26 protein-coding genes are annotated in these 22,000 nt (G+C 69.5%); 11 read left to right on the top strand and 15 right to left on the bottom strand.

Features of this window, described 5'->3' with window-relative positions; genetic code table 11:
- Nucleotides 1–219: hypothetical protein (locus ACFO3J_RS30725; protein ID WP_386436401.1), on the top strand; the 219-nt coding region annotated here is incomplete at its 5' end.
- A 179-nt stretch (nt 220–398) separates the two neighbouring features.
- Here the strand turns inward: ACFO3J_RS30725 and ACFO3J_RS30720 are convergent.
- The 3 genes from ACFO3J_RS30720 to ACFO3J_RS30710 all read right to left on the bottom strand — a co-directional run bounded on the left by ACFO3J_RS30720 (nt 399) and on the right by ACFO3J_RS30710 (nt 3,492).
- Complete coding sequence (locus ACFO3J_RS30720) at nt 399–569, bottom strand: hydrophobic protein (protein ID WP_386436398.1); 171 nt, start codon at nt 567–569, stop codon at nt 399–401.
- 125 nt (nt 570–694) lie between these two features.
- A complete protein-coding gene (gene tkt / locus ACFO3J_RS30715; protein WP_386436396.1) occupies nt 695–2,911 on the bottom strand; it encodes a transketolase in 2,217 nt (738 codons plus the stop codon).
- A 107-nt stretch (nt 2,912–3,018) separates the two neighbouring features.
- The gene (locus tag ACFO3J_RS30710; protein WP_386436393.1) at nt 3,019–3,492 is read right to left on the bottom strand and encodes a hemerythrin domain-containing protein; all 474 of its coding nucleotides are present in this window, start codon (nt 3,490–3,492) and stop codon (nt 3,019–3,021) included.
- 219 nt (nt 3,493–3,711) lie between these two features.
- Here ACFO3J_RS30710 and ACFO3J_RS30705 point away from each other — a divergent pair, with 219 nt between their 5' ends.
- From ACFO3J_RS30705 to ACFO3J_RS30685, 5 genes are all read left to right on the top strand, one after another.
- Nucleotides 3,712–3,921 (top strand): hypothetical protein, encoded by a 210-nt coding sequence (locus ACFO3J_RS30705; RefSeq protein WP_386436389.1) that lies wholly within the window; start codon nt 3,712–3,714, stop codon nt 3,919–3,921.
- A gap of 202 nt (nt 3,922–4,123) precedes the next feature.
- Nucleotides 4,124–4,885 carry a hypothetical protein gene (locus tag ACFO3J_RS30700; protein ID WP_386436386.1) on the top strand — a complete coding sequence of 254 codons (762 nt, stop codon included), beginning with the start codon at nt 4,124–4,126 and terminating at the stop codon, nt 4,883–4,885.
- A 21-nt stretch (nt 4,886–4,906) separates the two neighbouring features.
- A complete protein-coding gene (locus ACFO3J_RS30695) occupies nt 4,907–5,635 on the top strand; it encodes a class F sortase (protein ID WP_386436383.1) in 729 nt (242 codons plus the stop codon).
- A 59-nt stretch (nt 5,636–5,694) separates the two neighbouring features.
- Nucleotides 5,695–6,708: a hypothetical protein gene (locus tag ACFO3J_RS30690; protein ID WP_386436380.1), complete on the top strand. Its 1,014-nt coding sequence runs from the start codon at nt 5,695–5,697 to the stop codon at nt 6,706–6,708.
- A gap of 398 nt (nt 6,709–7,106) precedes the next feature.
- Nucleotides 7,107–7,337: a hypothetical protein gene (locus tag ACFO3J_RS30685; RefSeq protein WP_386436377.1), complete on the top strand. Its 231-nt coding sequence runs from the start codon at nt 7,107–7,109 to the stop codon at nt 7,335–7,337.
- Between the two features lie 68 nt (nt 7,338–7,405).
- Here the strand turns inward: ACFO3J_RS30685 and ACFO3J_RS30680 are convergent, their stop codons facing one another.
- The 9 genes from ACFO3J_RS30680 to ACFO3J_RS30640 all read right to left on the bottom strand — a co-directional run bounded on the left by ACFO3J_RS30680 (nt 7,406) and on the right by ACFO3J_RS30640 (nt 14,519).
- Nucleotides 7,406–7,810: a hypothetical protein gene (locus tag ACFO3J_RS30680; protein WP_386436423.1), complete on the bottom strand. Its 405-nt coding sequence runs from the start codon at nt 7,808–7,810 to the stop codon at nt 7,406–7,408.
- A 105-nt stretch (nt 7,811–7,915) separates the two neighbouring features.
- A complete protein-coding gene (locus ACFO3J_RS30675; protein ID WP_386436374.1) occupies nt 7,916–9,673 on the bottom strand; it encodes a relaxase/mobilization nuclease domain-containing protein in 1,758 nt (585 codons plus the stop codon).
- Nucleotides 9,673–10,137, bottom strand: a complete 465-nt coding sequence (locus ACFO3J_RS30670; RefSeq protein WP_386436371.1) for a plasmid mobilization protein — start codon at nt 10,135–10,137, stop codon at nt 9,673–9,675. The genes ACFO3J_RS30675 and ACFO3J_RS30670 overlap by 1 nt, the downstream gene beginning before the upstream one ends.
- A 200-nt stretch (nt 10,138–10,337) precedes the next feature.
- Nucleotides 10,338–10,562 (bottom strand): hypothetical protein, encoded by a 225-nt coding sequence (locus tag ACFO3J_RS30665; protein ID WP_386436369.1) that lies wholly within the window; start codon nt 10,560–10,562, stop codon nt 10,338–10,340.
- Between the two features lie 103 nt (nt 10,563–10,665).
- Nucleotides 10,666–11,778 carry a DUF2637 domain-containing protein gene (locus tag ACFO3J_RS30660; RefSeq protein WP_386436366.1) on the bottom strand — a complete coding sequence of 371 codons (1,113 nt, stop codon included), beginning with the start codon at nt 11,776–11,778 and terminating at the stop codon, nt 10,666–10,668.
- The gene (locus ACFO3J_RS30655) at nt 11,775–12,341 is read right to left on the bottom strand and encodes a WhiB family transcriptional regulator (protein ID WP_386436363.1); all 567 of its coding nucleotides are present in this window, start codon (nt 12,339–12,341) and stop codon (nt 11,775–11,777) included. The genes ACFO3J_RS30660 and ACFO3J_RS30655 overlap by 4 nt, the downstream gene beginning before the upstream one ends.
- 120 nt (nt 12,342–12,461) lie before the next feature.
- A complete protein-coding gene (locus ACFO3J_RS30650) occupies nt 12,462–13,166 on the bottom strand; it encodes an ATP-binding protein (protein ID WP_386436360.1) in 705 nt (234 codons plus the stop codon).
- Complete coding sequence (locus ACFO3J_RS30645) at nt 13,166–14,194, bottom strand: hypothetical protein (RefSeq protein WP_386436357.1); 1,029 nt, start codon at nt 14,192–14,194, stop codon at nt 13,166–13,168. The genes ACFO3J_RS30650 and ACFO3J_RS30645 overlap by 1 nt, the downstream gene beginning before the upstream one ends.
- A gap of 1 nt (nt 14,195) precedes the next feature.
- Nucleotides 14,196–14,519, bottom strand: a complete 324-nt coding sequence (locus tag ACFO3J_RS30640) for a transcriptional regulator (protein ID WP_386436354.1) — start codon at nt 14,517–14,519, stop codon at nt 14,196–14,198.
- A 417-nt stretch (nt 14,520–14,936) separates the two neighbouring features.
- Here ACFO3J_RS30640 and ACFO3J_RS30635 point away from each other — a divergent pair, with 417 nt between their 5' ends.
- Nucleotides 14,937–15,401, top strand: a complete 465-nt coding sequence (locus tag ACFO3J_RS30635) for a Secondary metabolite protein (RefSeq protein ID WP_386436351.1) — start codon at nt 14,937–14,939, stop codon at nt 15,399–15,401.
- A gap of 41 nt (nt 15,402–15,442) precedes the next feature.
- Here the strand turns inward: ACFO3J_RS30635 and ACFO3J_RS30630 are convergent, their stop codons facing one another.
- Nucleotides 15,443–16,282 carry an MmyB family transcriptional regulator gene (locus ACFO3J_RS30630; RefSeq protein WP_386436348.1) on the bottom strand — a complete coding sequence of 280 codons (840 nt, stop codon included), beginning with the start codon at nt 16,280–16,282 and terminating at the stop codon, nt 15,443–15,445.
- 350 nt (nt 16,283–16,632) lie between these two features.
- On the opposite strand from ACFO3J_RS30630, the gene ACFO3J_RS30625 reads away from it, so the two are divergent.
- Genes ACFO3J_RS30625 through ACFO3J_RS30615 form a run of 3 tightly spaced genes read left to right on the top strand, consistent with a single transcriptional unit; the run spans nt 16,633 to nt 19,527 of the window.
- Nucleotides 16,633–17,178 carry a regulator component gene (locus ACFO3J_RS30625; RefSeq protein ID WP_386436346.1) on the top strand — a complete coding sequence of 182 codons (546 nt, stop codon included), beginning with the start codon at nt 16,633–16,635 and terminating at the stop codon, nt 17,176–17,178.
- A complete protein-coding gene (locus tag ACFO3J_RS30620; protein WP_386436344.1) occupies nt 17,175–18,359 on the top strand; it encodes an MAB_1171c family putative transporter in 1,185 nt (394 codons plus the stop codon). Before ACFO3J_RS30625 ends, ACFO3J_RS30620 begins: the two co-directional genes overlap by 4 nt.
- 4 nt (nt 18,360–18,363) lie before the next feature.
- Nucleotides 18,364–19,527: a cytochrome P450 family protein gene (locus ACFO3J_RS30615; RefSeq protein WP_386436342.1), complete on the top strand. Its 1,164-nt coding sequence runs from the start codon at nt 18,364–18,366 to the stop codon at nt 19,525–19,527.
- 211 nt (nt 19,528–19,738) lie between these two features.
- Here the strand turns inward: ACFO3J_RS30615 and ACFO3J_RS30610 are convergent, their stop codons facing one another.
- Both ACFO3J_RS30610 and ACFO3J_RS30605 read right to left on the bottom strand, forming a co-directional pair.
- Nucleotides 19,739–19,960 (bottom strand): DUF397 domain-containing protein, encoded by a 222-nt coding sequence (locus ACFO3J_RS30610; protein WP_386436420.1) that lies wholly within the window; start codon nt 19,958–19,960, stop codon nt 19,739–19,741.
- A 186-nt stretch (nt 19,961–20,146) separates the two neighbouring features.
- Complete coding sequence (locus ACFO3J_RS30605) at nt 20,147–21,016, bottom strand: helix-turn-helix domain-containing protein (protein WP_386436340.1); 870 nt, start codon at nt 21,014–21,016, stop codon at nt 20,147–20,149.
- Nucleotides 21,017–21,535: 519 nt separating this feature from the next.
- On the opposite strand from ACFO3J_RS30605, the gene ACFO3J_RS30600 reads away from it, so the two are divergent.
- Nucleotides 21,536–21,997 carry a hypothetical protein gene (locus tag ACFO3J_RS30600; RefSeq protein WP_386436337.1) on the top strand — a complete coding sequence of 154 codons (462 nt, stop codon included), beginning with the start codon at nt 21,536–21,538 and terminating at the stop codon, nt 21,995–21,997.
- Nucleotides 21,998–22,000 lie beyond the last annotated feature (3 nt).

The raw sequence follows: 22,000 nt of genomic DNA, 5'->3' as shown, positions 1-22,000 counted from the left end.
AGTTCGGCAAGTGGATCGGACGCGCTGGAAACGGACATGATGATCCTCCAGGGAAGATGGTGGGCCCCAGTGGGCCCACCGGGCCGCTGGCTGCCGATCGGCAGAACGGTCGCCGGCGGAGCCCGCCGGATGCTCGCTGCACAGGGGGAAGATGTCCCCGGCTCGGCCGGAGAAAATCCCTGCCTTTTCGGTGAAGCGGTGTTGGAACAATGGTCCTGAGTGCCGGGCTGTCCCCGGTGGAGGTGATCCGCTGCGTGTTTCCGGAGACACCCCGGCACCGTGCTCCTATCCGCTATTGCCCGGCTCACCCCACCGCCGGGAAGCATTTCCCCGAACGGCAGCGGGCGCCGCCCACCTCGGAGGGTGGGCGGCGCCCGCGGAACGAGCTGGTATGCGCTCTACCAGCGGTACCACCGGTTCCGGCTGCCGCTGGAGTGGGTGCCACGCATGACAAATCCCAGCACCCACACGACGAGCACGATAACGGCGACCCACCACAGAAGGTGGAGCGCGAAGCCCCCACCGAAAAGAATCAGTGCGAGCAGAAGAACGATGAGCAACGGTCCCATGATTATCAGCCTCCATGGAGCCGTGTGCCCCCGAGTGAAACACCTATGCAGATATCCACGCGCCAGTGCAGGCCGACGCGAGGACCACCATCACGAGCCTGTACGACACCCATCGGCGGGGGCCGTCAGGGGCGGTCGCCGGTGCCGCCGCTGGTGGGGGCTGAGGTTTGCTGGTGGCCGCCGGGGCGGGGTGCGTGGTGGGTGTCGTGGATGCTGTCGTGGGCGGCTGCGGCGACTGCCTGGGGGGTGATGCCGAACTCGGTGTAGAGGCGCTGGTAGTCGGCGGAGGCGCCGTAGTGTTCCAGGCTGACGATCCGGCCGGCGTCGCCGACGACGTCGCGCCAGCCCTGTCCGACGGCGGCCTCGACGCTGACCCGCGCCCGGACGGCGGGCGGCAGCACCTGGTCCTGGTAGGCCGGGGGCTGGGCGGCGAACCACTCCCGGCAGGGCATCGACACCACGCGCACCGCGAGACCGTCGGCTGTCAGCAGGGCGCGGGCGTCCAGCGCGATCTGGACCTCGGAGCCGGTCGCGACCAGGATCACATCGGGTGTGGCGCCGTCCGGCGTGTCGGCCAGGACGTATCCGCCGCGGGCCGCGTCGGCCGCGGGGGCGTACTCGCCGCTGTCGCGGTCCAGGACGGGCACCTTCTGCCGGGTCAGGACCATCCCGGTGGGGCGGTCGGTGTGCTCCAGGACGGTACGCCAGCAGGCGGTGGTCTCGTTCGCGTCGCCGGGTCGGACCACGTCCAGACCCGGGATGGCGCGCAGCGCCGCCAGGTGTTCGACCGGCTGGTGGGTGGGGCCGTCCTCGCCGAGGCCGATGGAGTCGTGCGTCCATACGTAGGTGGCGGGCAGCTTCATCAGCGCGGCCAGGCGTACGGCGGGGCGCATGTAGTCGGAGAAGGTCAGGAACGTACCGCCGTAGGGACGGGTCAGGCTCTGCAGGGCGATGCCGTTGAGGATCGCGCCCATGGCGTGCTCGCGGATGCCGAAGTGCAGGGTGCGGCCGTAGGGGCCGCCCTTCCAGTCCTTGGTCTGGCGGTCGGCGGGGATGAAGGAGGGCTCGCCGTCCATGGTGGTGTTGTTGCTGGACGCCAGGTCGGCCGAGCCGCCCCACAGTTCGGGCAGGACCGGCGCGAGCGCGGTGAGGATCTTGCCGGACGCGGCGCGGGTGGCCATGCCCTTGGGGTCGGCGGGGAACGCGGGCAGGGCATCGGTCCAGCCGTCGGGCAGTACCTGGTTCTGCAGCCGGTCCAGCAGCGCGGCACGCTCCGGATTGGCCTTCTGCCAGGCCGCGAACGGCTCGTCCCACGCGGCGTGCGCCTGCCGGCCCCGCTCGGCCGCCTGCCGGGTGCGGGCCAGGACCTCGTCCTCGACGGTGAAGTGCGCCTCGGGGTCGAAGCCGAGCAGGGTCTTGGTGGCCGCGACCTCGTCCTCGCCCAGCGCCGAGCCGTGGGCCTTGCCGGTGTTCTGCTTGGTGGGGGCCGGCCAGCCGATCAGGGTGCGCAGCATGATCAAGGAGGGGCGGCCGGTCTCTTCCCGTGCCCTGCGAGTCGCGGCCAGCAGTGCGTCGACATCCTCGACGTAGGTGCCGGTGCCGGTCCAGTCGACGGTCTGCACGTGCCAGCCGTAGGCGGCGAAGCGGGCCGGGACGTCCTCGCTGAAGGAGACGTCGGTGTCGTCCTCGATCGAGATGTGGTTGGAGTCGTAGAAGACGGTGAGAGCGCCGAGTTCCTGATGGCCGGCCAGTGAGGCGGCCTCACCGGTGATGCCTTCCATCATGTCGCCGTCAGAGGCGATGGCGTAGACGTGGTGGTCGAAGGGGCTGGTGCCCGGTTCGGCCTCGGGGTCGAGCAGTCCGCGTTCGCGGCGCGCCGCCATCGCCATGCCCACCGCGCTGGCCAGGCCCTGGCCGAGCGGTCCGGTGGTGATCTCCACGCCGCGGGTGTGCCGGTGCTCGGGGTGTCCGGGAGTGGCCGAACCCCAGGTCCGGTACGCCTCCAGGTCCGGCAGCTCCAGGCCGTAGCCGGTCAGGAAGAGCTGGATGTAGAGGGTCAGGCTCGAATGTCCGCAGGACAGCACGAACCGGTCCCGGCCCAGCCACTGGTCGTCGTTCGGGTCGTGCCGCATGACGTTCTGGAACAGCAGGTAGGCCAGCGGGGCCAGGCTCATCGCCGTCCCGGGGTGGCCGTTGCCGGCCTTCTGCACCGCGTCGGCCGCCAGCAGCCGCGCGGTGTCCACCGCCCGTACGTCCACCACGTCCCAACCGGCGCGCTCGGCCACCGGCTCTGTCACCGACCGGGTCCGCTGGACCGCTCTGCCCGACTGCTCACTTGCCATGCTCTGCTCCTTCGGAAAACCGTAGGCGAAAAACCTCCCGGAATGCGCACCTCAAGGTGCGGGGCGAAGCCGGGGATCTTCGACCCGCCACGCGGTTCCGGCGGCCGTCATTCGCGGGCGCTGGGGACCTTGAGGGGATCGCGAGGGGCACCGGGCTTGGCGGCCGTGAGCTCTTCGCCCAGCTCGACCAGCTGGTTGCGGCCCATGGCGGAGCGGACCTGGGGGAACCACTCCTGCTCCTCCTCCTCGACGTGATGGCGCACGTTCTCCATGAGAACGGTCATCTTGGCGTCGAAGCGCTCGTCCTTGGGGTCGAGGCCCGCCAGTTCGGAGAGCATCCACAGCACGACGTGGTGCTCCTCGACGCTCTCCAGGACGTGGTCGGTGGTGGCCGGTACGGCCGCGCGGGCGGCTGGGTAGAAGATCTTCTCCTCGATCCACGTGTGGACCGTCAGCTCCTCGATGACCTTGTCGGCGATAGCCCGCTTGGTCTTGTAGGCACTGTCGCCGGCCTGCTCGAACTCCTTGAACAGCTTCTCCACCGTCTTGTGGTCGTCCTTGAGCAGCACGATCGCATCCATCAGGCCAGCCTTCGCGTTGTCGGGCACATCCCGCCAGAACACGGGGTGCGGTCGTTCCTGGAATGCCGAAACGTCAACGGCTCCCGAACGCCGCCTACCCTGCCAAGGGCGGCCGACCCGCCCGAAGCAGACCGGCAGTCCATCAGCGCGGTACCGGTCAGCTGTGGAAGCGTCGCGATCACAGCGGGAAGACGGGCCCAGCGCATCTCCATTTTGCGGATGCCTGCCGAGCACCTTCACGGCTACGCCGGCATCGCCTTCTCAAGCCCCCTTACGCTGCCCGACGGCATCGACGGCATCAGATTTTTGCCGAATCCGGTGAAAGCTTCACAAACCGCCCATTCGCTGCCCCAAAGCAGTCAGGACTTCGCGGTGATCCGCAGCCTGTGCGAATTGGCACCAATCCGCGGACCTGCCGGCTCCGAATGACTCCTGAAGGGCCGGGCAGCGGGCGATCGCCGCCTGCTCCTCCCCAACGCAGCGACATACGGCCCATGACCCCGGCCGTGAGGGCGTGTCAGCCCGCATCCGACAGAGTTTTACGTCGGATGGCGAACAGTCAGGCAGGACTTTTGTTCCGGTGAGCCCGCGGCCGACGCCGCGGCCCGGAGCCAGACTGAGAGTGGTCATCATGAACAAAGCAGTTCTCTCCGCGGCAGCGATAGCCGCGCTCGGTATCACGGCGGCCTTCCCGGCAATGGCCGCAGCCGACAGCGCGGGTTCCGGCAACCTGCAGACGACGCTCAACCCGGTGCCGACGAACCACGTCACCGGCTCCGGCATGGCCAGCGTCACCCTGAACGGCGACCGCGCCACCGTGGACGTCACCGTCTCGGGGCTGCTGGCCGGGGTCCCGCACGCGATGCACATCCACGTCGACGGCCAGGGCATCTGCCCCCCGGCCTCAACAGCCACCCAGCTCAACGGCCACACCGCGATCAACACCACCGACGGCATGAAATCCTACGGAATGATCGGGACCTCGCTGACCACCACCGGCGACACCACCCCCGCCAGCGCTCTGGCCGTCACCCGCTTCCCGATGGGCTCCTCGTTCCACTACCACCGCACCGTGACCGTCACCAGCGACGTGGTCGCCAACCTGAAGGCCGGCAAGGCCGCCATCGTGGTGCACGGCATCGACTACGACGGCAGCGGCAAGTTCACCAACGTGCTCGGCGCCAGTGAGCTGGACCCCAAGCTGCCCCAGGTCGCCACCGCCCCGGCCCTGTGCGGAGTGCTCAGCGCCATGCCCAGCGGCGGCGCGGCCACCGGCAGCGGCCCTGCCGGCCACGGCTCCACCGATATCGACCTGCTGGCCGCCGGCGGCGCCATGGTCGCCGCGGCCGGCGGTACCTGGCTCCTGCGCCGCCGCACCACGCAGGGCTTCTAGGCATCAGCCGGTCCTGACGCCATGTCACCGATAGTGCGCATCCTGCGCGGTGGCCGCCGCGGCCTTGTCGCCGCGGCGGCCACCGCCGTGCTGGCCGCCGGCGGCGCCACCACCATCGCCGTCGCCCTCACCGACCAACCCGACCAGCCGCCGCAGCCGGCCCGTGCCGCTGCCGGCTCCCTCAACCCGACACCCCCGACCGTCGCCTCACCCTCCGCCGGCCCGGACCGGTCTCCCTCCGGAACCGCCACCGCCTCCCCACGTCATGACGCAGGGCCGGGCCTGGTGCTCCCCGCCTCGGCACCCACCTCCCTGAGCATTCCGGCGATCGGGGTGCACAGCGACCTGCTACGGCTGGGCCGCAACACCGACGGCAGCGTGCAGGTCCCCGGGCAGCCGCTGAAGGCCGGCTGGTACCGGAATTCCGCCACCCCCGGACAGATCGGTGCCTCCATCGTGCTCGGGCACGTGGACTCCGAGCAGACCGGCCCCGCCGTCTTCTACCGCCTAGGCGCCATGGTCGCGGGCCAGAAGGTGACCGTGACCCGGGCGGACAGGAGCACCGCGACGTTCACCGTCACCGCGGTGCGCGAATACCCCAAGGATCGTTTCCCGACCCTGGGCGTCTACACCACCCCCAGCACGATCCCGCAACTGCGCCTGATCACCTGCGGTGACTGGAACCCCGGTACCCACTCCTACCTGGGCAACACGGTGGTGTTCGCTGCCCTGACCTCGATCACTCGCTGAGGGCCCACCGCCCCGCCGCACCCGTCCGCCGCCCCCTCGACCGGGAGACCGCCGTGACCATGACCCGCCGACATATCCAGATCATCCTGGGAGTGCTGTGGCTCCTGGACGGCGCCCTGCAACTGCAGCCGTTCATGTTCACCAGCGGCTTCGCCCACCAGATCATCGAACCCGCCGCCACCGGCCAGCCCGCCGCCGTGGCCGCGTCCGTCCACTGGGCCGCACACCTCATCGCCGCCGCACCCGTCCTGACGAACACAGCCTTCGCCCTCGGCCAACTCCTCCTCGGGGCAGGGCTGCTGTGGGCGCGCACCGCCCGCTGGTCCCTGGCCGCCTCCATCGGCTGGGCCCTTGCGGTGTGGTGGCTCGGCGAGGGCCTCGGCGGCCTGGCCAGCGGCCACGCCCTCCTGCTGACCGGAGCGCCCGGAGCCGTCGCGCTCTACGCCCTGGCCGCCGCGATGGCCTGGCCCGAGCACCCATCCCGCGTGGACAGTCCCGGCGACCGGTGGAGCAGTCACACCACGCCTCCCACATGGGCCGCACCCGCATGGGCTCTGGTGTGGACCGGCGGCGCCCTCCTGCAAGTGCTGCCCGGCAACGGCGCAGTACAGGCCCTCGCCTCCTCGGCCGACGACGCACCCGGACCTCTTGCCTCCCTGGACCGTGCGCTCGCCTCCGCCCTGGGCGCGGACAGCACTGCGGTGACGATCACCGTGGCCGTCGTGACCGCAGCGGTGGGCCTGGCCGCCCTGGCACCACGGTCCTGGCGCACCGCAGCCGCATGGAGCGGCATCGCCCTCGCGCTGCTGTTCTGGGTGATCGGGCAGGGCGCGGGACAGCTCACCAGCGGACAGTCCACCGACCCCGACGCCGGCCCCCTGCTCGTCCTGCTCGGCGCTGCCGTGCTCAGCACCCAGGGCACACCGAGGATCCGCGAGAGCATCCTCGAACCTCGAAACCCAGCGCCAGAACAGCCGGCATCCATGCCCGCCCGGCGACACCACCCGAGCGTCGCACGCCCCGCGCCCGTCACATCCGCAACCAACCATCCGCCCGGCGAAGCCGCTCTATGACGCAGAACTGCCGACCCGACCGGTGCGCAATCATCACAACCCGATCCTTGACGGGAACGCACCTGCTCGTCTGATGCCCGCCATGCTCAGCGACCGGCCGGCCTCATGCACGCCCAGTGAGCCGACCACGTGGCGGTAGCCTCCTCCACTCCACAATGCCCCCCAATTAGAGCAATGCCCAAGACCTGTGGATCGTTTCCGGAAGGGCAGGCGAAGGGCGTACCTTCCCGAATGATCCCGTGATGATCACCGAGGGACGCGAGAACAGCTCCGATTGCGCTGGTCCCGTCCCTGGGCCAGCCGTCCCGCCCTGGGGGTCACCTGCCCTCCGGATGGTGGTTGCGCCTCTGTACCGATCGCGGCTGGCCTGTGGCTGGACGGCCCCTAGGCTCGTGAGCATGACCGACTCGCCGATGCCCTCCCCGCCATACCCGTCACCGGACAGCCCTGTGCTCCGTGTGATCGTCGGCAACGCCATCGCTTCCGTGGAGAGTGGCGAAGCCGACTGGAAGGACGCGGTCCTCCACGCCGCTGTTCACGGCTGGTACGAGGGCCACATCGAAGGCGAGGACACCTGTCCCGGCTGCGACTACCGGGGCCAGCTCCCCAAATACAGCAACCGCGGCTGACCACCGCACAACGAGGGAGCGCCACCGGAACTCGGTGGCGCTCCTCGGCGTTCGCCTGCCCCGCCCGGCTATTCGAGGTAGATGCCGGCGAAGCTCCCGTCGAAACCCATGGCGGCCACGCCCTCGGCCACGCTGGCGTACGTGGTGGTGTCCGGGAGGCGGGTCAGGGCCTGGAATGCGGCGCGCGTGATCTCGGGTTCGTGCCACTCGTTGTTGCAGCGGCAGTGGATCCAGACGTTGCGGCCCTGATTGATCAGGAGCCAGTCCCGGCGGGCTCGGCAGGCCGTGCACATCACCGGGATGCCGCGCAGGGCCAGTTCCTGGGGGTGACGGATGTAGTGGAAAGCGTGGGGACCGCTGGGAGGCTGAGGCGCGTACCGCAGTTGCAGCAGCGGGTCGCTGTCTACAGGGGCGGCAGGCGGAGCGGTGGGTGCCTCTATGGGGTGGTCGGTCGTTCTGGGCACGAGCGTCATCTCCATCTCAGGGCCTGTCTGTTCATCCATAACAGCAGGTGGGGCCGGTTGTCCAGAGACTTCGACCGGTCCGGCAGGCCGAGCGCCGGCCCGCCGGACCAGTGTTCAGCGGCGTGGCGGACGGTTACGGGGGTCCGGTGCAGCCAGCGGCGCAGTGGGGACACCGGCCCGCTGAGCCGATACAGGAGCGCGTCCGGTGCCGGCCTTCGGGCGTTGAGCGGTGTTGCCCGGGTGGGCGGGGAGGCCGGCGAGGCGGCGCAGCCGCCAGACCAGGACGTCGTTCACATCCTCAGCTGAGTCGAGTTCGCGCATGTCGACGGCCTGCTGCAGCAGAGTCTTGGGGTCGTGGCCCGCCTGTTCGGCCTGGGCCAGGGTGGCGGCTATCGCGTCGTGCTGAGTTTCGGCACCGGCGTGGGTGAGGCGGTGCGCCAGTGCTGCACGGATGGTGATCTCGTAGCTGCGCCGTTTGGCCTCGGGCAGGGCGCGGCCTTGGGAGCGCAGGGTCTTCATGGGTGCGGCGGCGGCCTGGCGGTAGGCGGCGCGCAGGTGCTGGGCACTCTGGCGGGAGGCTTCGGCTTGCTGGGCGTGTCCGCGGGCGGAGTGCCAGCGGGCGGCGGCGACGGCGACCAGGACCAGGGTGGACAGGAGCATCGCGGTGGTGCCGCCGTCCTCGCCCCGGCCCAGCGCCCCGCCGGCCCGGATGATGCCCCGGGCGGCCGAGCGCAGGGCGCGGGTGTCGGCTTGCTCAGCGCGGGTGTGGCTGCGGGTGGCGCGTTCGAAGGAGCGGGCGGCGGCGGCCAGCTCGGCGCGGGCGGCGGCCGGGGAGGTCTGGGCGACGGCGTCCAGCAGTTCGCCCATACCTACGAGCTGGGCGGCGGCTTCGTCATCGCGGTTGCTGTCCAGGACGACGACGGCGCGTTCGGCGATCCCGGTGGCGGTGCGCCGTCCCCGGGCGGGCGGCGACCACTGCTTTCCACCGGCACCGGCCTCCGGCGTTGCCGGGTCGTCGCCGGGTGCGTCGGCCAGACGGCGGCGGATCTTGGGCAGGGACAGGTCCGGGGCGAGGGTGGATCCGGGGAACCAGACCGGTGCTCCGTCGCGGTTGCGGTCGCCGGGCAGCGCGACCGAGTACCCGATGACGTCTCCCGAAGGGGCGTCGCGCAGCTTGACGCGCACCCCCTTGTCGCGGAGCCGGGTGAAGAACTCCGCCTCGGTGGCGGCTCCGGCCAGGGCCTGGCGGACGGCTTCGCGCAGCGTCTCGCGGGGGGTTTCGGTGCGGCCGGTGCGTTCGGCTTTGAACCGCTCGGCGCTGGTGGGGCTCTTGGCTGCGGTGCCGTCACCGGGCTTGAGCTGGCGCAGTCCCATCTCCTTCTCGATGCGGCGGCATTCGGCCTGGGCCTTTTTGAAGTCGTAGTTCATGCGGGGGCGGCGCAGGTCGCCCCGGACCATGGTGGCCACGATGTGGATGTGGTCCTCGGCGTGCCGAACGGCGACCCAGCGGCAACCGTCCGGGTCGCCGTCGGGTGCCAGGCCGGTGGCCTGCACGAGGCGGCGGGAGACGGTGCTCCATTCGGCGTCGCTCAGGATGCGGTCGCCGGGATCGGTACGCACCGAGCAGTGCCACACGTGCTGGGCCGGAGCTGCCGTGCCGGCCTGCGTGACGCGCAGGTCCAGCGCGGCGGCCAGCCGGGCGAGGGTGACCTTCGGGTCGGGGTCAGGGCTGGCGTCGCGGCCGGGGTCGGGAGCGAAACCGTCCCACGAGCCCACCAGGTGAGGGTCGGTGTGCTCGTCCCGCTTGCCAGGGCCGAAGAGGTAGGCGAGCACGCCGTGGGTGCGCGAGCCACGCCGGATCTTGGGGACCATCAGAGCCTCCTGCGCGCCAGGGTGTCGGCCGTGTCATCGACGCGGACGAGGATCCGGTTCAGCACGCCAAGTACGTGGTCGAGTTCGCCGGGGCGGGACTGCCCGCCGGAGTTGTAGACATACGCGATCTGGTTGATGTTGTTGCCGACACGGGAGACGGCGGTGCGCAGGGCGGCCAGCTCGTCGATCGCGGCGTCGAGCTGCTCGTTGCTCTGCACGGGCAGCGAACCGCGGGCGGCGGCGAGCGCGGCGGCGGCGAGAAAGCGCGCGACGGTGACGGCGCGCTGTGCGGCGGCAGTGCTGATCTCGGTCTTCTCGGCGAGGGACAGGCGCGTGGTCAGCTTGTAGTTGCGCTGGCTCGGGTTGCGGGAGCGGCGGCGAGGCGCGCGGTCGGGAAACGCGGGCACTGGCGGGCTGGGGCTGGGCTGCTCGCGCGGCGCGCGGTCGGCTGCTTCTCCCCCCACTGGCGCCCCCTGGTGCCGGACCTCCGGCTGGTCCCCGTGCGCCCTCGCGCGGCGACCAGCCGGACTTCCCCCGCCCCCCTGGGCGGGGGCAAGTGCGATCGACGGGCCGTAGGACCGTCGACCGCGACAACTTGCTCCGCCAGGAGCCGAGTTGACCTGTCGCTGCTGGTCAGGGGTGGTGGCCGCCGGGTCGTTGGCGGTCACCGGTCGGAGTCCGCTTCGTGTCGGTGGACGTCGCGCAGGACGTCCTCGATCCAGTCCATCGCCAGGACCGGGTGGTGCAGGGTCCACGGTCGGCTGTGACGGCCTCGCTGCACGATCCAGGTGCGGTCGGGTCCGGTTTCGGCGCGGTAGAGGTGACCGCGCTCGTGCAGGACGGCCAGCCAGGTCTCCACCTCGGACGCGGTGGCGGGGTTGGTGCGCATGTTCGTGCTCTCCAGTCGGTGGGAGGACGTCGGAAGGTGGCGCTTCGGGGGCGGGTGACCGGCCGGGCTATCCGGCCCGGTCACCCGCCGCCGTGGTGTGCGGTCAGTCGCGGGAGGTGGTGACCGGCTGGTCGCGCTGTTCGCGGAGCTGGGCCATCAGGGCGGTCAGCGTGTCGCTGGACAGCGGGATCCGCTGACCCCGGATGGCCTGGGCGACCACCTGCCGGGTCAGCTTGTCCTCGGCCCTGACCGCTGACCGGGCGATCTCCAGCAGCTCCTCGGTGTCCAGGTCAGTTCGCCGGTCAGCCGGTCTGCGGGGCTCGCGGTCACTGACCGGCGAGGGAGCGACCGGCGGGTCAGTGACCGGCGGGTGGCTGACCGGGCGGGCGGTGACCGGCTCGGTGGCGGCCAGTCGGTCACTGACCGCCGGGCCACTGTCCGGCTGACCGCCCAGGTCAGCGGCCTGCGTCCGTCGGACGTGGGTGTCGTGGAGACCGGTGACCGAGCCCGTACTGCCCGCCGGGTCACCGGCCCCGGTCAGCGACCGGGTGACCGGGACGGGCGGGTTCCCGGTCGCCCGGGGCGGGTCGGTCGGCGCGGTGACCGGCTGACCGGCACCGGACTGACCGGCGTGCGGTGACCGCTGACCGGCCCGGTCAGCCGCAGTGACCGCGATGCCCCTGGCGGGGTCGGACTGACCGGATCGGTCAGCCTGACCGGGGTGACCGACCTGACCGTGACGGTCAGTCCGGTCGGTGCGGTCGGTGCGGTCGGCGTGGTTGTCCGGTCCGCGGGCGATGAGGATGTACAGGTGGACCGCTCCGGCCAGTGCGAGCGGCGCGACCGTGGACAGGTAGGCGACCACCGTGTCGCCGAGCCGCAGTCCGCCGGCCGGGGCGGTCTCGTTGAGCCGTACCGCGTGCAGCGCGTTGGCCCAGACGCTGACCCCGGTCGCGGTGCCCACCAGGGTCCAGACGTAGAGGCGCGCGCGCAGCGGGGCGGTGCGCAGGACCAGCAGCGCCCGGATGCCATAGGCGATGAACCCGTCGACCACCAGCGGGAAGAGCCAGCACAGGGCGGGGCGGATATGGATGGCGATGGCCATCTGCATCAGCGCGCTGGCCGACAGCGCGCACCCGGCGCCGCCCAGGACGATCACGGCCAGGCGGTCCCAGCCGGTGACGAGCACCGTCTCCGGCGCGCTCGCGGTGTTCACGCCGCCGTCCCGAAGTCGTCGCGGCTCATGTGCTGTCCGCCCTGCTGCGGCGGCGGGCTGGTGGGTGTGGTGGGCTCCGCGTCGCGGTGGCGCAGGGCGTGGCGGATCTCGCGGTAGCGCTTCTGCGCGGTCTCCTCGTCGATCTTGAGGATCCAGGCCAGGCGGTGTGCGGGCACGCCGTGGCGGTAGGCGGCGTGGATGACGGCCTGGCGTTCGGCGGAGGTGAGGTGGATGTCGCGTCCGGCGACGGCGGCGTTGACGCGGGAGTAGTCCAGGCGGGCGGGGAGCCGGGTGTGCATCGGGGCGCGTTCCTGCTCGGTCAGGCCGCCCCGGATGCCGTGGGTGTCGCCGTTTTCCAGGGCGGCGTCCAGGCAGGTCTGGCGGACGGGGCACTGGGCGCACAGGGCTTTGGCTGCGCGGATCTTGTCCATCTCCTCGGGGTAGGGGAAGAAGATTTCGGGGTCGACCGGGTGGTACTCGGTCGGCTGGCAGACGGCGCTGTTCTGCCAGGTCTGGTCCCCCAGCGAGCGGTGGCGGGCAGGGGTGTTCGTCGTGCTGGGCATGCGCGGTGTGCTCCGATCGCCCTCCGTGCGCTGTCGGCGGCGGCGGAGGTGCCTGGTCGGGAAGTTCGTGCGGGCGGCGCGCTGGGGGCGGGCCCGGCAGGGGGACCGTCTGACCGCAGGTCAGGCGGCGGCGGGGGTGCGTCTGCGGTCGACCAGGTCGAACTCGACGCGGGTGGTCATCTGGGTGAGCCTGCTGGCGACGCGGTCACCGACGTAGGCCCGCAGGTCCCCGATGCGCAGGTTGCTGGTGATCAGGGTCGGAAGCTCGTGGTTGTACCGGCGGTTGACCAGCCGGTAGGTGATCTCCTCGGTCCACTCCGACGCCTTCGCCGCGCCGAGGTCGTCCAGGATCAGCAGCGGAACCCGGGCCACCGCCGCCAGCTCCCGCTCGCTGTCCACCCCTGCCCTCGGACGCAGTTCGGCGTACAGGTCGGCCGCCGTCGTCGCCCGCCACCGCACCCCGACCCCCGCCCCGGCCAGCGCGCGGACCGCGCCGTACGCCTGGTGCGTCTTGCCCGCGCCGACCACCCCCGCCATCAGCAGCGACGGCCCCGTCGCCACCTGCCGCCGCGCACCCAGGCCCGGGGCGACCGCCTGTGCGGCGACCTCCCGGCACCAGGCCAGGACCTGCGGGTGGTCGGCTACCGCGTCCCGGTAGCGCGGCGGCACCGACGCCCGTACTGCGTCCAGCGGCGAGTACGGCTCCGGCTCGTCCGGGGCCGTGGCGGCGGCCGGGTCGATGTTCCGGGCGGCCAGGATCCGGGCCATCCGGTCCAGGGTTCCGGCTCCGCCGAGGGTCTGCGGTTCGCGGGTTCGGGTGCGCATCACAGCTCCTCGGCGTAGGCGGTGGCGGCGTCGACCGGGTTGGTCCAGGCCCTGTGAGCGGGCACGTTAGGCCGGAATCCCGGACCGGCCAAACCGGCCCCCGGCCCGCCGGGGGCGTTCATCGCGTCGTTGACCAGGCTCGGCAGCCGCGACGGGTGGCCCTGGATCTCGCCGAAGCGCCGCAGCCCGGCCCGGACGTGCTCCACCGCGATGCCCTCGGCGAGGAGCTTCTTGGTGATGCCCCCGAGGTGGCCGATCACGTCGCCCGGGGGGCGCTCCCGGCACGAGTTGACGTACTCGCCGATCAGCTCCTTCGCTGAGACGCTGCTCGCGTCGGGCGCATCGCGCCCCGTAGGGAAGAAAGATCCAGGATCCAAGATCCTAGATCCAGGCGCCGAGCCCTCCCCGACCTTTCGGGGAGTCCTCGGAGAGGCTTCGGCGAGTCGCGTCTGACCTGCGGGTTTGTCACCCGCACCCTGGGTGGTGGTGGCGGGGGCGCCGGGGGCGTCCTGGGCGGGCGTGGGGGTGTCCGGGGTGGGTGCGGGAGGGGTCGGCGCGGGCCGCGCGGGCGGTTCGAGGGTTCCGGGAAGGTTCGGGGAGTCCTCCCCGAATCCTCCGGGAGCCTTCGGGGAGGCGTCGGCGCGCTGGGCGCAGGGGCCCTTGCAGACCCCGCACCGCTCGGGAGCGCACTTCGGGCAGGCGGGGAGCCGCGACGCGCTGGGCTTGTCGATCTTCTGGTGCTTGAACCAGGTCGGGTAGTGGAAGTACCGCTTGCCGTCGCAGCCGATATACCGGCAGATCGCTCCGGCGTCTTCGAGCTGGGTGAGGTCCTCCTCCACCTGGACGGCACCGTGTTCGGCGCGCAGCGGCCAGATCAGCCCGGCGATGATCGCCGCGTTGTCGCGGTGTCGGCCGTGGTCGTCGGCCATGGTGGTCATCGCCAGGAAGGTGCGCTCGGCAGTGATCCGGACCGCGGCGAGCGTCTCGCTCGTCCACGTCTCGGGCTTTACGGGGCGTATCCGTGACACGTCAGCGGCCCCGGCCCGCGACCAGGTCGCTACGGGTGAGCGTGGCGGTGACCAGGTCGAAGGTATGAGGCCGGGTCCAGTCGGCCTCCGGCCAGACCCGCAGGATCCAGCGCGCCGCGATCTTCGCGGTCGTCCGGCTCAGTTCCACCGGCTGCCCCGCCCGGTCCCTGGCCACGGCGTGGGGATGGGGCCAGGTCTGCGTCGGGTCGGTGAGGCTCACGCGCAGGGTGGCCACGCCGGGGATCATGTCGGCGAGCTGAAGAGCGAGGCGCTGCGCGCGGTCGGCGTCCGGGCAGGCCGAACTTCCGCCTTGGGCGGTGAGCATGCGATACTCCGTTGTTCGTAGGAGCGCGGTGCGGCGGTTCTCGTGCAGAGAAGGCCCCGCCGCCCGCGAGATGTGAATCGGCGCCCTTCGCGGTGCCGGCCCGGCGCCCTGGAGTTCGTAGCTCCCGGGCGCCGGTCGCGTTAAGCCCAGCCGTCGTCACGGCCCTCGTCCGTGCATGGCCCCTCCCCTCCCCGCTCGCCTCTCCGGCATCCGGCGATCTTGCGCCGGGACCAGAACCATAGGGCGACCCCTGGCACAAGTCCAGCCTTCATACCCACTCCCACCAGGCATGGAACACTGCACTGGACGGATATGGTGGTCAACGTACACCGCAATAACCCGCCTACGTCAACTGCGATGTCGAGATATGACGCCCCAAAGAGCAGAAACACCACTGGAGTGGATAGGATCGCAGGTATGACGAAGGGGCCGGAGATGACCGAGACACCGGAGCGGTCCTTCGCGGAGCTGCTCGACTACCTGTTCCAGGAGGTCCACCCGAAGGGAGGAGGCTCCTTCACGTACGCGGAGGTCTCACAGGGCATCCGGGAGACCTCCGGGGTGGCCATCTCGGCGAGCGCCATCCAGCAACTGCGCACCGGGACCAATACGAACCCGAAGATGCAGACGATCCGCGCGCTGGCCGGCTTCTTCGGCGTCCCACCGGGCTACTTCTTCGACGAGGAGGTGGCGGAGCGGGCGCGCGCGGAGATCAAGGTGGTCGCAGCGATGCGCGACCAGGAGGTGCGCCGGGTCGCCCTTCGCGCCAACGGACTCAGTACGTCCAGTCTGCAGATGCTGAATGCGGTGATCGACCAGGCTCGGCGGCTCGAAGGCATGCCGGACGACTCAGACGGCTCGGAGCTGCTGGACGACGAATAATCCGCCCCAGAACCATCGGGCGAGAAATCCCGCGCCGCCGTTCACCTACTGGAGGCGTCCCGTCGGGTTTCCATGAACAGCACCACACGAAGCCTTGCGCTGCGCGCGGGGGCCAGATCGATGGTTCGGACCGGGACTTCCCGACCCGCGTGGTACGGCAACCTCAGTCTGCGCACGTCGCGTTCGGGGTGTTCGTAGACTTCGCGCCGGCCCCACATTTCGCGCATGTCCCGAGGTCCCGCAAGGACATCGCGTTCTAAGCGGCGAAGGGCTTCGTTCTTGGGATACTGACTCAGCGCATAGCGGATTTGCCCCAAGGCGGGACGGGCCCAGTCTTCGCGCCAATTGACGAGCCGGTCACGTGCTTCCGGATCCAGGAGAATCCAGCGCATGAGATTCCCGTCGCGAACAGCCCAGGGGAACCATGCGCGAAATGGCTGATTGCGCCCGACGATGTTCCACGCCACGTCGGACACGTAGGCGGGGTTGGGAGGTTGGGTGTCCAGGAACTGCTGCAGCTGCTCATCCATCTCCGCGGCAGCATCGGGCTCTGGGGCGGCCAGGAGCGTTGGCGGTCTTCCGGTGGCCCTCAAGTACAGGGCGTGTCGCTCGGCACCGCTTAACCGCAGTCCGATGGCCAGGCGGTCGAGGAACTCGACCGAGTAGTTGGCGGACTTTCCGGCCTCCAGGGCTCGGTACCACCGCTCGCTGACCCCGCCCAAGTGGGCGGCGTCACGCTGGGACAGGCCGTCGCCACGCCTGCCGGTGGACTCCAGCCCAGGAACCTTCCGGGGGTCCAGGCGCCGGCGCCACGAGCGCAGCAGCTCAGTCAGGGATTCGCCTCGGAATCTGTCATCGCCTCGCCCCTCGCGGGAGTCCATGGGGACAGATCGTAGAGCGACCATCTGTGATGTGGGTCACAACATGCCGTGACTTTCCGTCAGAAAATCACCTGTTCGTCATCCTCCGTAGTCAGACATAAAGGACGACGGCCCCAAGGAGGGGGACTTGGCGCGCGATCCGACCCCCGAAATATCGGGGACTGCGGCCCCAAGGAAGCCAGAGGACGGTTGTCGATGAACAGTCATCTCTTGTGTCACACCCGGCACAGCAACACCGTGCGTAACCGGAAGTGCGAGTTCCTATAAACACCACATCAGCAACCCTCTTGGCATCCTCTCCTCATCAGTCGCTCGCAGTTGAAACAACTCCGGCTGAGGGGGGAACTACCATGTCTTTGCCTTGGGTCGACGACAATCTGCTGCGCACATCCTGTGAGCAGAAAGTCGACCGCTTGTCCCTGCCGTATCGCTTCACTACGAGGGAGCTGCGTGAAGCGATAACCGCGGTTCGCGGGAAGCCCATCTTCTTGAAGTCCTTGAACACGCTCGGGGCAATCGACGCCCCCTGCGGCATACGCCTGGAGACGCCACAGGCAGACCTCCTCTTCTACGAGGAGGGGACGTCCGTCCACCACCAACGGCACATACTCACCCACGAACTGATGCACGTGTACCTCGACCACCCCGGAAGCCTGGAAGTGGACGCCTCCACGGCGCATTCCCTCGGGGTGGATCCGACTCTGGTGATGCGCATGTCGGGGCGCACGAGCTACTCGACCGCCGACGAACGCGAGGCGGAGATGATGGCGACCATCATTCGCCAGCTTATCTATCGCGAACGCATATCGCCTTCCCGCCGACCTGAAAAGGGGTCGGACAGTTGGGATGCACTCTTCGCCCAGCCCATCAAGAAAGGCCGGTTCCGCTCACAATGAATGCCCTCTTTCTTGGCATGGCCTGTCTCCTGGCAGTAGCTGCCGGCTACTGGATCCTCGGGCGGGGCACCCCGCGCCCTGCAGGGACATGGGCCATGGGAAGCCTGCTCGCCTCCTTCGCGCTGGCCTTCGCCTCCTACGCGCCGCTGTTCGAGAACGCCGTCGAGGCAGTCGTACCAGACGTGGCCCGGTTGCTGAGCAACTCCGCTTCCCTGGCCGCTGCTACCTCCGTCGTGGCCGTCTCCTTCCAGCTCAACCTGGAATCCGCGGAAGCACGACGCCGCATACGGCTGCGGCTCCTTCTCCTGGCTGCCTCCGTCTTCGGCATGACGGTGCTCTTCGCCTACGAGCAGGTGACGCACCGATCGCCGCAGGTGTACGCGCTCTACCTGCTCGCGTTCATCACTTACCTCGGCTTCGCCATCATCGACTTCCTGCAGCAGGCTCTGCGGCAGTCCAAGTCGACCCGCCGGACTAGCGTCCGGCTTGGCCTCCGCCTCGCAGCCGCCGGCTGCTTGTTCGCGCTCGTCTACGCGGCGTACAAGGTGATGGTTCTCGTCTCCTTGGGCCTGGGATTCCACCTGATCCCTGATCACCAGCACTGCTCGACCTTGACGTCCTCGCCCTGCGTCTTCAGCGTGACGTCCCCCGCGCTCGCGGTTCTCCTGATCTGCGTCGGCCTCACCCTGCCGGCTGTGGTCTACCCGGTCAGTCAGGCCCGCCGCCGACGCTGGGAGGTGCGGTCCTTCGAAGCGCTCGGTCCGCTCTGGCAGGACCTGTCGGCCGCCATGCCGGAGATCGTTCTCCCGGCCGAAGACGTCAACGCCAACGCATCGACCGACGCGGACTTCCTGCTCCAGCGCCGGGTCATCGAGATCAGCGACGGCATCCTCGCCCTTCGCCCCTACCGCTCCCGCAAGGTCCTGGAGACGGCCCAGCGGACTACCGACGCCGTAACGGAGGACCCGGCCGCGACCATCGAGGCTGCCGTCGTAAAGGCGGCACTTGCGGCAATGAAGGCCGGTCTCCTGGCCGAGGAAGTCGCCCTGCCGCCGACGGAAGCCCCGTCACGCAAAGACCTCCGCGAAGAGACCCAGTGGCTCCTCCAGGTGGCCAGCGCCTATTCGCACCGTACTGCGCGCGTCGCCAGCGGCGAGCAGCCAGAACCAGTTGGAGCCTGACCACATGACCGACCCCACTCAAGACCCGTACGCCGCCTACGCGGCCATGCGCTCCGCGTGTCCGGTGCAGACCGTTCCCACCGGCTCGGGCGGGCACATCAACTACCTGGTCCTCGGCTACGCCGAAGCCCGGGAGGCTCTGGCCGATCCCCGGCTCTCGAAAGACACCGCCGCCTTCTTCGCCGACAAGGGCTCACGGCGGCGGCTGCACCCGGCAGTCGCGCACAACATGCTGGCCACCGATCCGCCCCAGCACACCAGGCTCCGCAAGCTGGTGACCAAGGCATTCACGACTGGCGTTGTCGCTGAACTGCGCCCGTTCATCGCCCAAACGACCGACCGCCTGCTCGATCAGTGGCCCCTCGGCGAGCAGATCGACCTCGTCGCCAGCCTGGCCGTACCGCTGCCGGTCATCGTGATCTGCGAGCTGCTCGGCGTGCCGGAAACCGACCGGCCCAACGTCCAGCGCTGGTCCGCCCAGTTGTTCGCCGCCGGCAAGCCCGACCTCATCGACGATGCCTCGCACTCCATGGCCGAGTACATGACCGGACTAATCTCCGCCAAGCGCTCACGGCCCGGAAGCTCACTCCTCGACAGCCTCATCGCGGCCCGCGACGGGGACGACCGCCTCACCGAGGAGGAGCTGGTCTCCCTGGCGGTGCTGCTGCTGGTCGCCGGACACGAGACCACCACCAACTTCCTCGGCAACGCCGCCCTGGCGCTCCTCCAGCACCCCGTCGAACTGGAGCGCCTGCGCAGCAACCCGGAGAGCATTCCGGCCGCCTTGGACGAACTGCTGCGCTTCGACTCGCCCGTCAGCACGGCCACGTTCCGGTACACCACCGAAGCCATCACACTCGGCGGCACCGAGATCCCGGCCAATGTTCCCGTGCTGGTCGCCCTCGGCGCCGCCAATCGTGACCCGCAGCGGTTCCCGGCCCCGGATCAGCTCGACCTCGACCGTGAGGCCACCGGCCACCTCGCCTTCGGCCACGGCATCCACCGCTGCGTCGGTGCCCCGTTCGCCCGAGCGGAAGCGGACATCGCTCTACGGGCGATTCTGACCCGCTTCCCCCGGCTCAGGCTCGCCGTCCCGGCCGGCCAACTGGAATGGCGCCGAACCCGCCTGGTGCGGGGACTGGTCTCGCTCCCCGTCCAGACGCACTAGGTCCAAGCCGCAGCTCGCGGGCTACGGCGAAATCTGGTCCGTTCGACTTGGCGCGATGCTCTGCGCCGGCCACGAGCGAACTGCGCGTTCGTCCAACCGCCGTGCCGCATGGTTGCCACATGGTCCACTGCGGGGGGAAGGTAGAAAACCGAAGCGTCCCTCCTCACTTGGATTGAGGAGGGACGCTGTCGTGCCACACGGGGGGGTGGGCCTACGGTGTGATTGCTGCGAACGAGTCTGCGGCTACGGCGCGCACGAAGTCCGCCCAAGCCGCTGGCGCGAAGGCGAGCTGGGGCCCCCGCGCATCCTTTGAATCGCGCACGAGCACCTCGGCATCCGACGGGGTTGCGCACTCGATGCAGTCCCCTCCGTTCTGGCCGCTGTAGCTGCTCTTGCGCCACACGATTTTCTCTGTCAACGGGTGGTTCTCCATATCCGGTTGATCTTCCATGGGTCCGCTTGCGCGGGTAGGCCAGGCACTCGACCTGGGGGTCTGCTCACAGAGTCTCCCTTAGAGCGTCATAGGGCCATAGGGGGGTGGTGCATTCGTCCCGTCGACAGCACATGGGGCCGATCAGCTCTCAGATTCAGGGGGCCGTGTCCTTCGGACAACTCAGCTTCAGAGGGAGGACACAACCGCCCGGATCATGGTTACGGACTCAGCATCCGACCCGGCCAACTCTTCCAACCTGTTGTACGCGGCGATGAACGGCTCGACCATCTCTCTGTCGGAGAGCACGCCGCCGTCGACCAGATTCTCCAGGCAGGCCAGGTCTCCCACCGTCTCGTCCTCGAAGTCCCACAGGGTGAATGGCCCGTGCATGGCTGGGTGCGCACCAGCGGAGAACGGCAAGATCCGAACGGTGACGTTGGGCTCCTCGGCGAGGCTGAGCAGTCTCTGGAGCTGCTGCCGCATGACATCGGGACTCCCGACCGGACGGCGGATGATCGCCTCGTTCAGGATGATCGTCACCTCGGGTCGAGTGCCGCTCCGTGTCAGGATGCTCTGTCGCTTCTTCCTGACCTCCGCCTGGGTTTCCTGAGTCGCTTCGGTGGTGTCTTCCGACAAGCTGAGGATGGCCCTCGCGTAACCAGGATCCTGGGCGAGACCGGGGATGAACTCGGACTGGTAGATACGGATGGTCTTGGCCGCCGCCTCCAGACCCAGGCACGCCTGAAACCAGGCTGGGATCAGTCCCTTGTAGGGCTTCTGGTCCCACCAGTCCTTCTTGGTCTTCGTGATGAGGGCGTAGTTCTCCAGCTCCTCACGAAGCTCGCGTGGCGCCTCATAGAGATCGCACAGCACGCGGACATCGCCGATCTCGACTGCGGTGTCCTTCGTCTCCAGCCGCGTCATGCGAGCAGTCGACCAACCGAACTGCTTCGCGACGGCCGAGGCGGTGAGCCCTCGCGCCTCGCGCAGTCGGCGGAGTTGCAGGCGAAGAAGGATGCGGCACAAGGCGACCGATCTGTCGTCCGTGACAGCCAACTGTGCTCCTTGGTCGATGACTTGTCGTCATTCTGACGTGCCGAGGAAGCATCAGCAACGCCCTCGCGATGCAACGACCATAGCCGCGCGCCGAGCCGGGGCTCCACCGAGGACGCCAGTGGTGAAATTTTCGCAGTAGTGCTTTACGCATCGAAGATGTGACTGCCATACTCCAGGAAGTCGCAACAGTTGGCAGTTGGCTGCTCACTTTGAGTAGACACCAGCCTGCCTCCTGTGCCATCCCTCTGGACGAGGAGGTCGGCCCATGCTTCATACCTCGCAGCTCCCCGCACGCCACGTCCCGGAGAACCCCTTGGTCAGGGGCTTATCCGCTGGCTGCCACGCTTGGTTGAACGCGGCTGGGATGGGGCTTCCGAGCGACACAGCGGCGATAGACGCTCTTCTGCCTGCCGGCCACACCGCCTCTGCGGGGCGTATCCGGAGGGGGCGGGAGGAGCGGTGAGATCCCGAGAGACCAACGGAGAATTTTGGCCGCCGTGGACAAGCGAGCGATCCGCCGTGCTGCGCGCCTACGAGAGTGTGCTGGGCTGGCGTCTCCTCGCTGAAGGTGAACCCGTCCGGGCGGAGGAGGTGGACCGGCTGCTCAACGCCGATCCCAACATGGTTCTCCGTACACCGTGCACCAGCTTCGACCTGGTGAGTGTGCCGCACGAGCTGGGGCTCGACGCTCTGGTCGTCATCGAACGGGCTGACGTACGAGTTCCCTGCGTTCGGGGCCTGGAAAAGGTGACGTTCCTCGTTGAATTGGGGACTGGACAGGCTCTCGCGGACGTGGACTTCGTTCGGGTGGTATCCGGCCCTGATGCGCTGCTGACGCTGCCGCCGTCATCGAACACGCGCTGGGACACTCCGCCGTGGCTCGGCTCCAGCCCGGCAATGCTCCCCCTCCTGGAGGCCACAGCCTTGACGCACGCCTTGCAGAAGGTGGCCCGCACTTACAGGGGCAACTCCTCGCGCTGAGCG

It is taken from the genome of Streptomyces polygonati, assembly GCF_042650325.1.
Taxonomy (GTDB): Bacteria; Actinomycetota; Actinomycetes; order Streptomycetales; family Streptomycetaceae; genus Actinacidiphila; species Actinacidiphila polygonati.
This window is presented reverse-complemented; position numbering and strand designations above follow the sequence as displayed.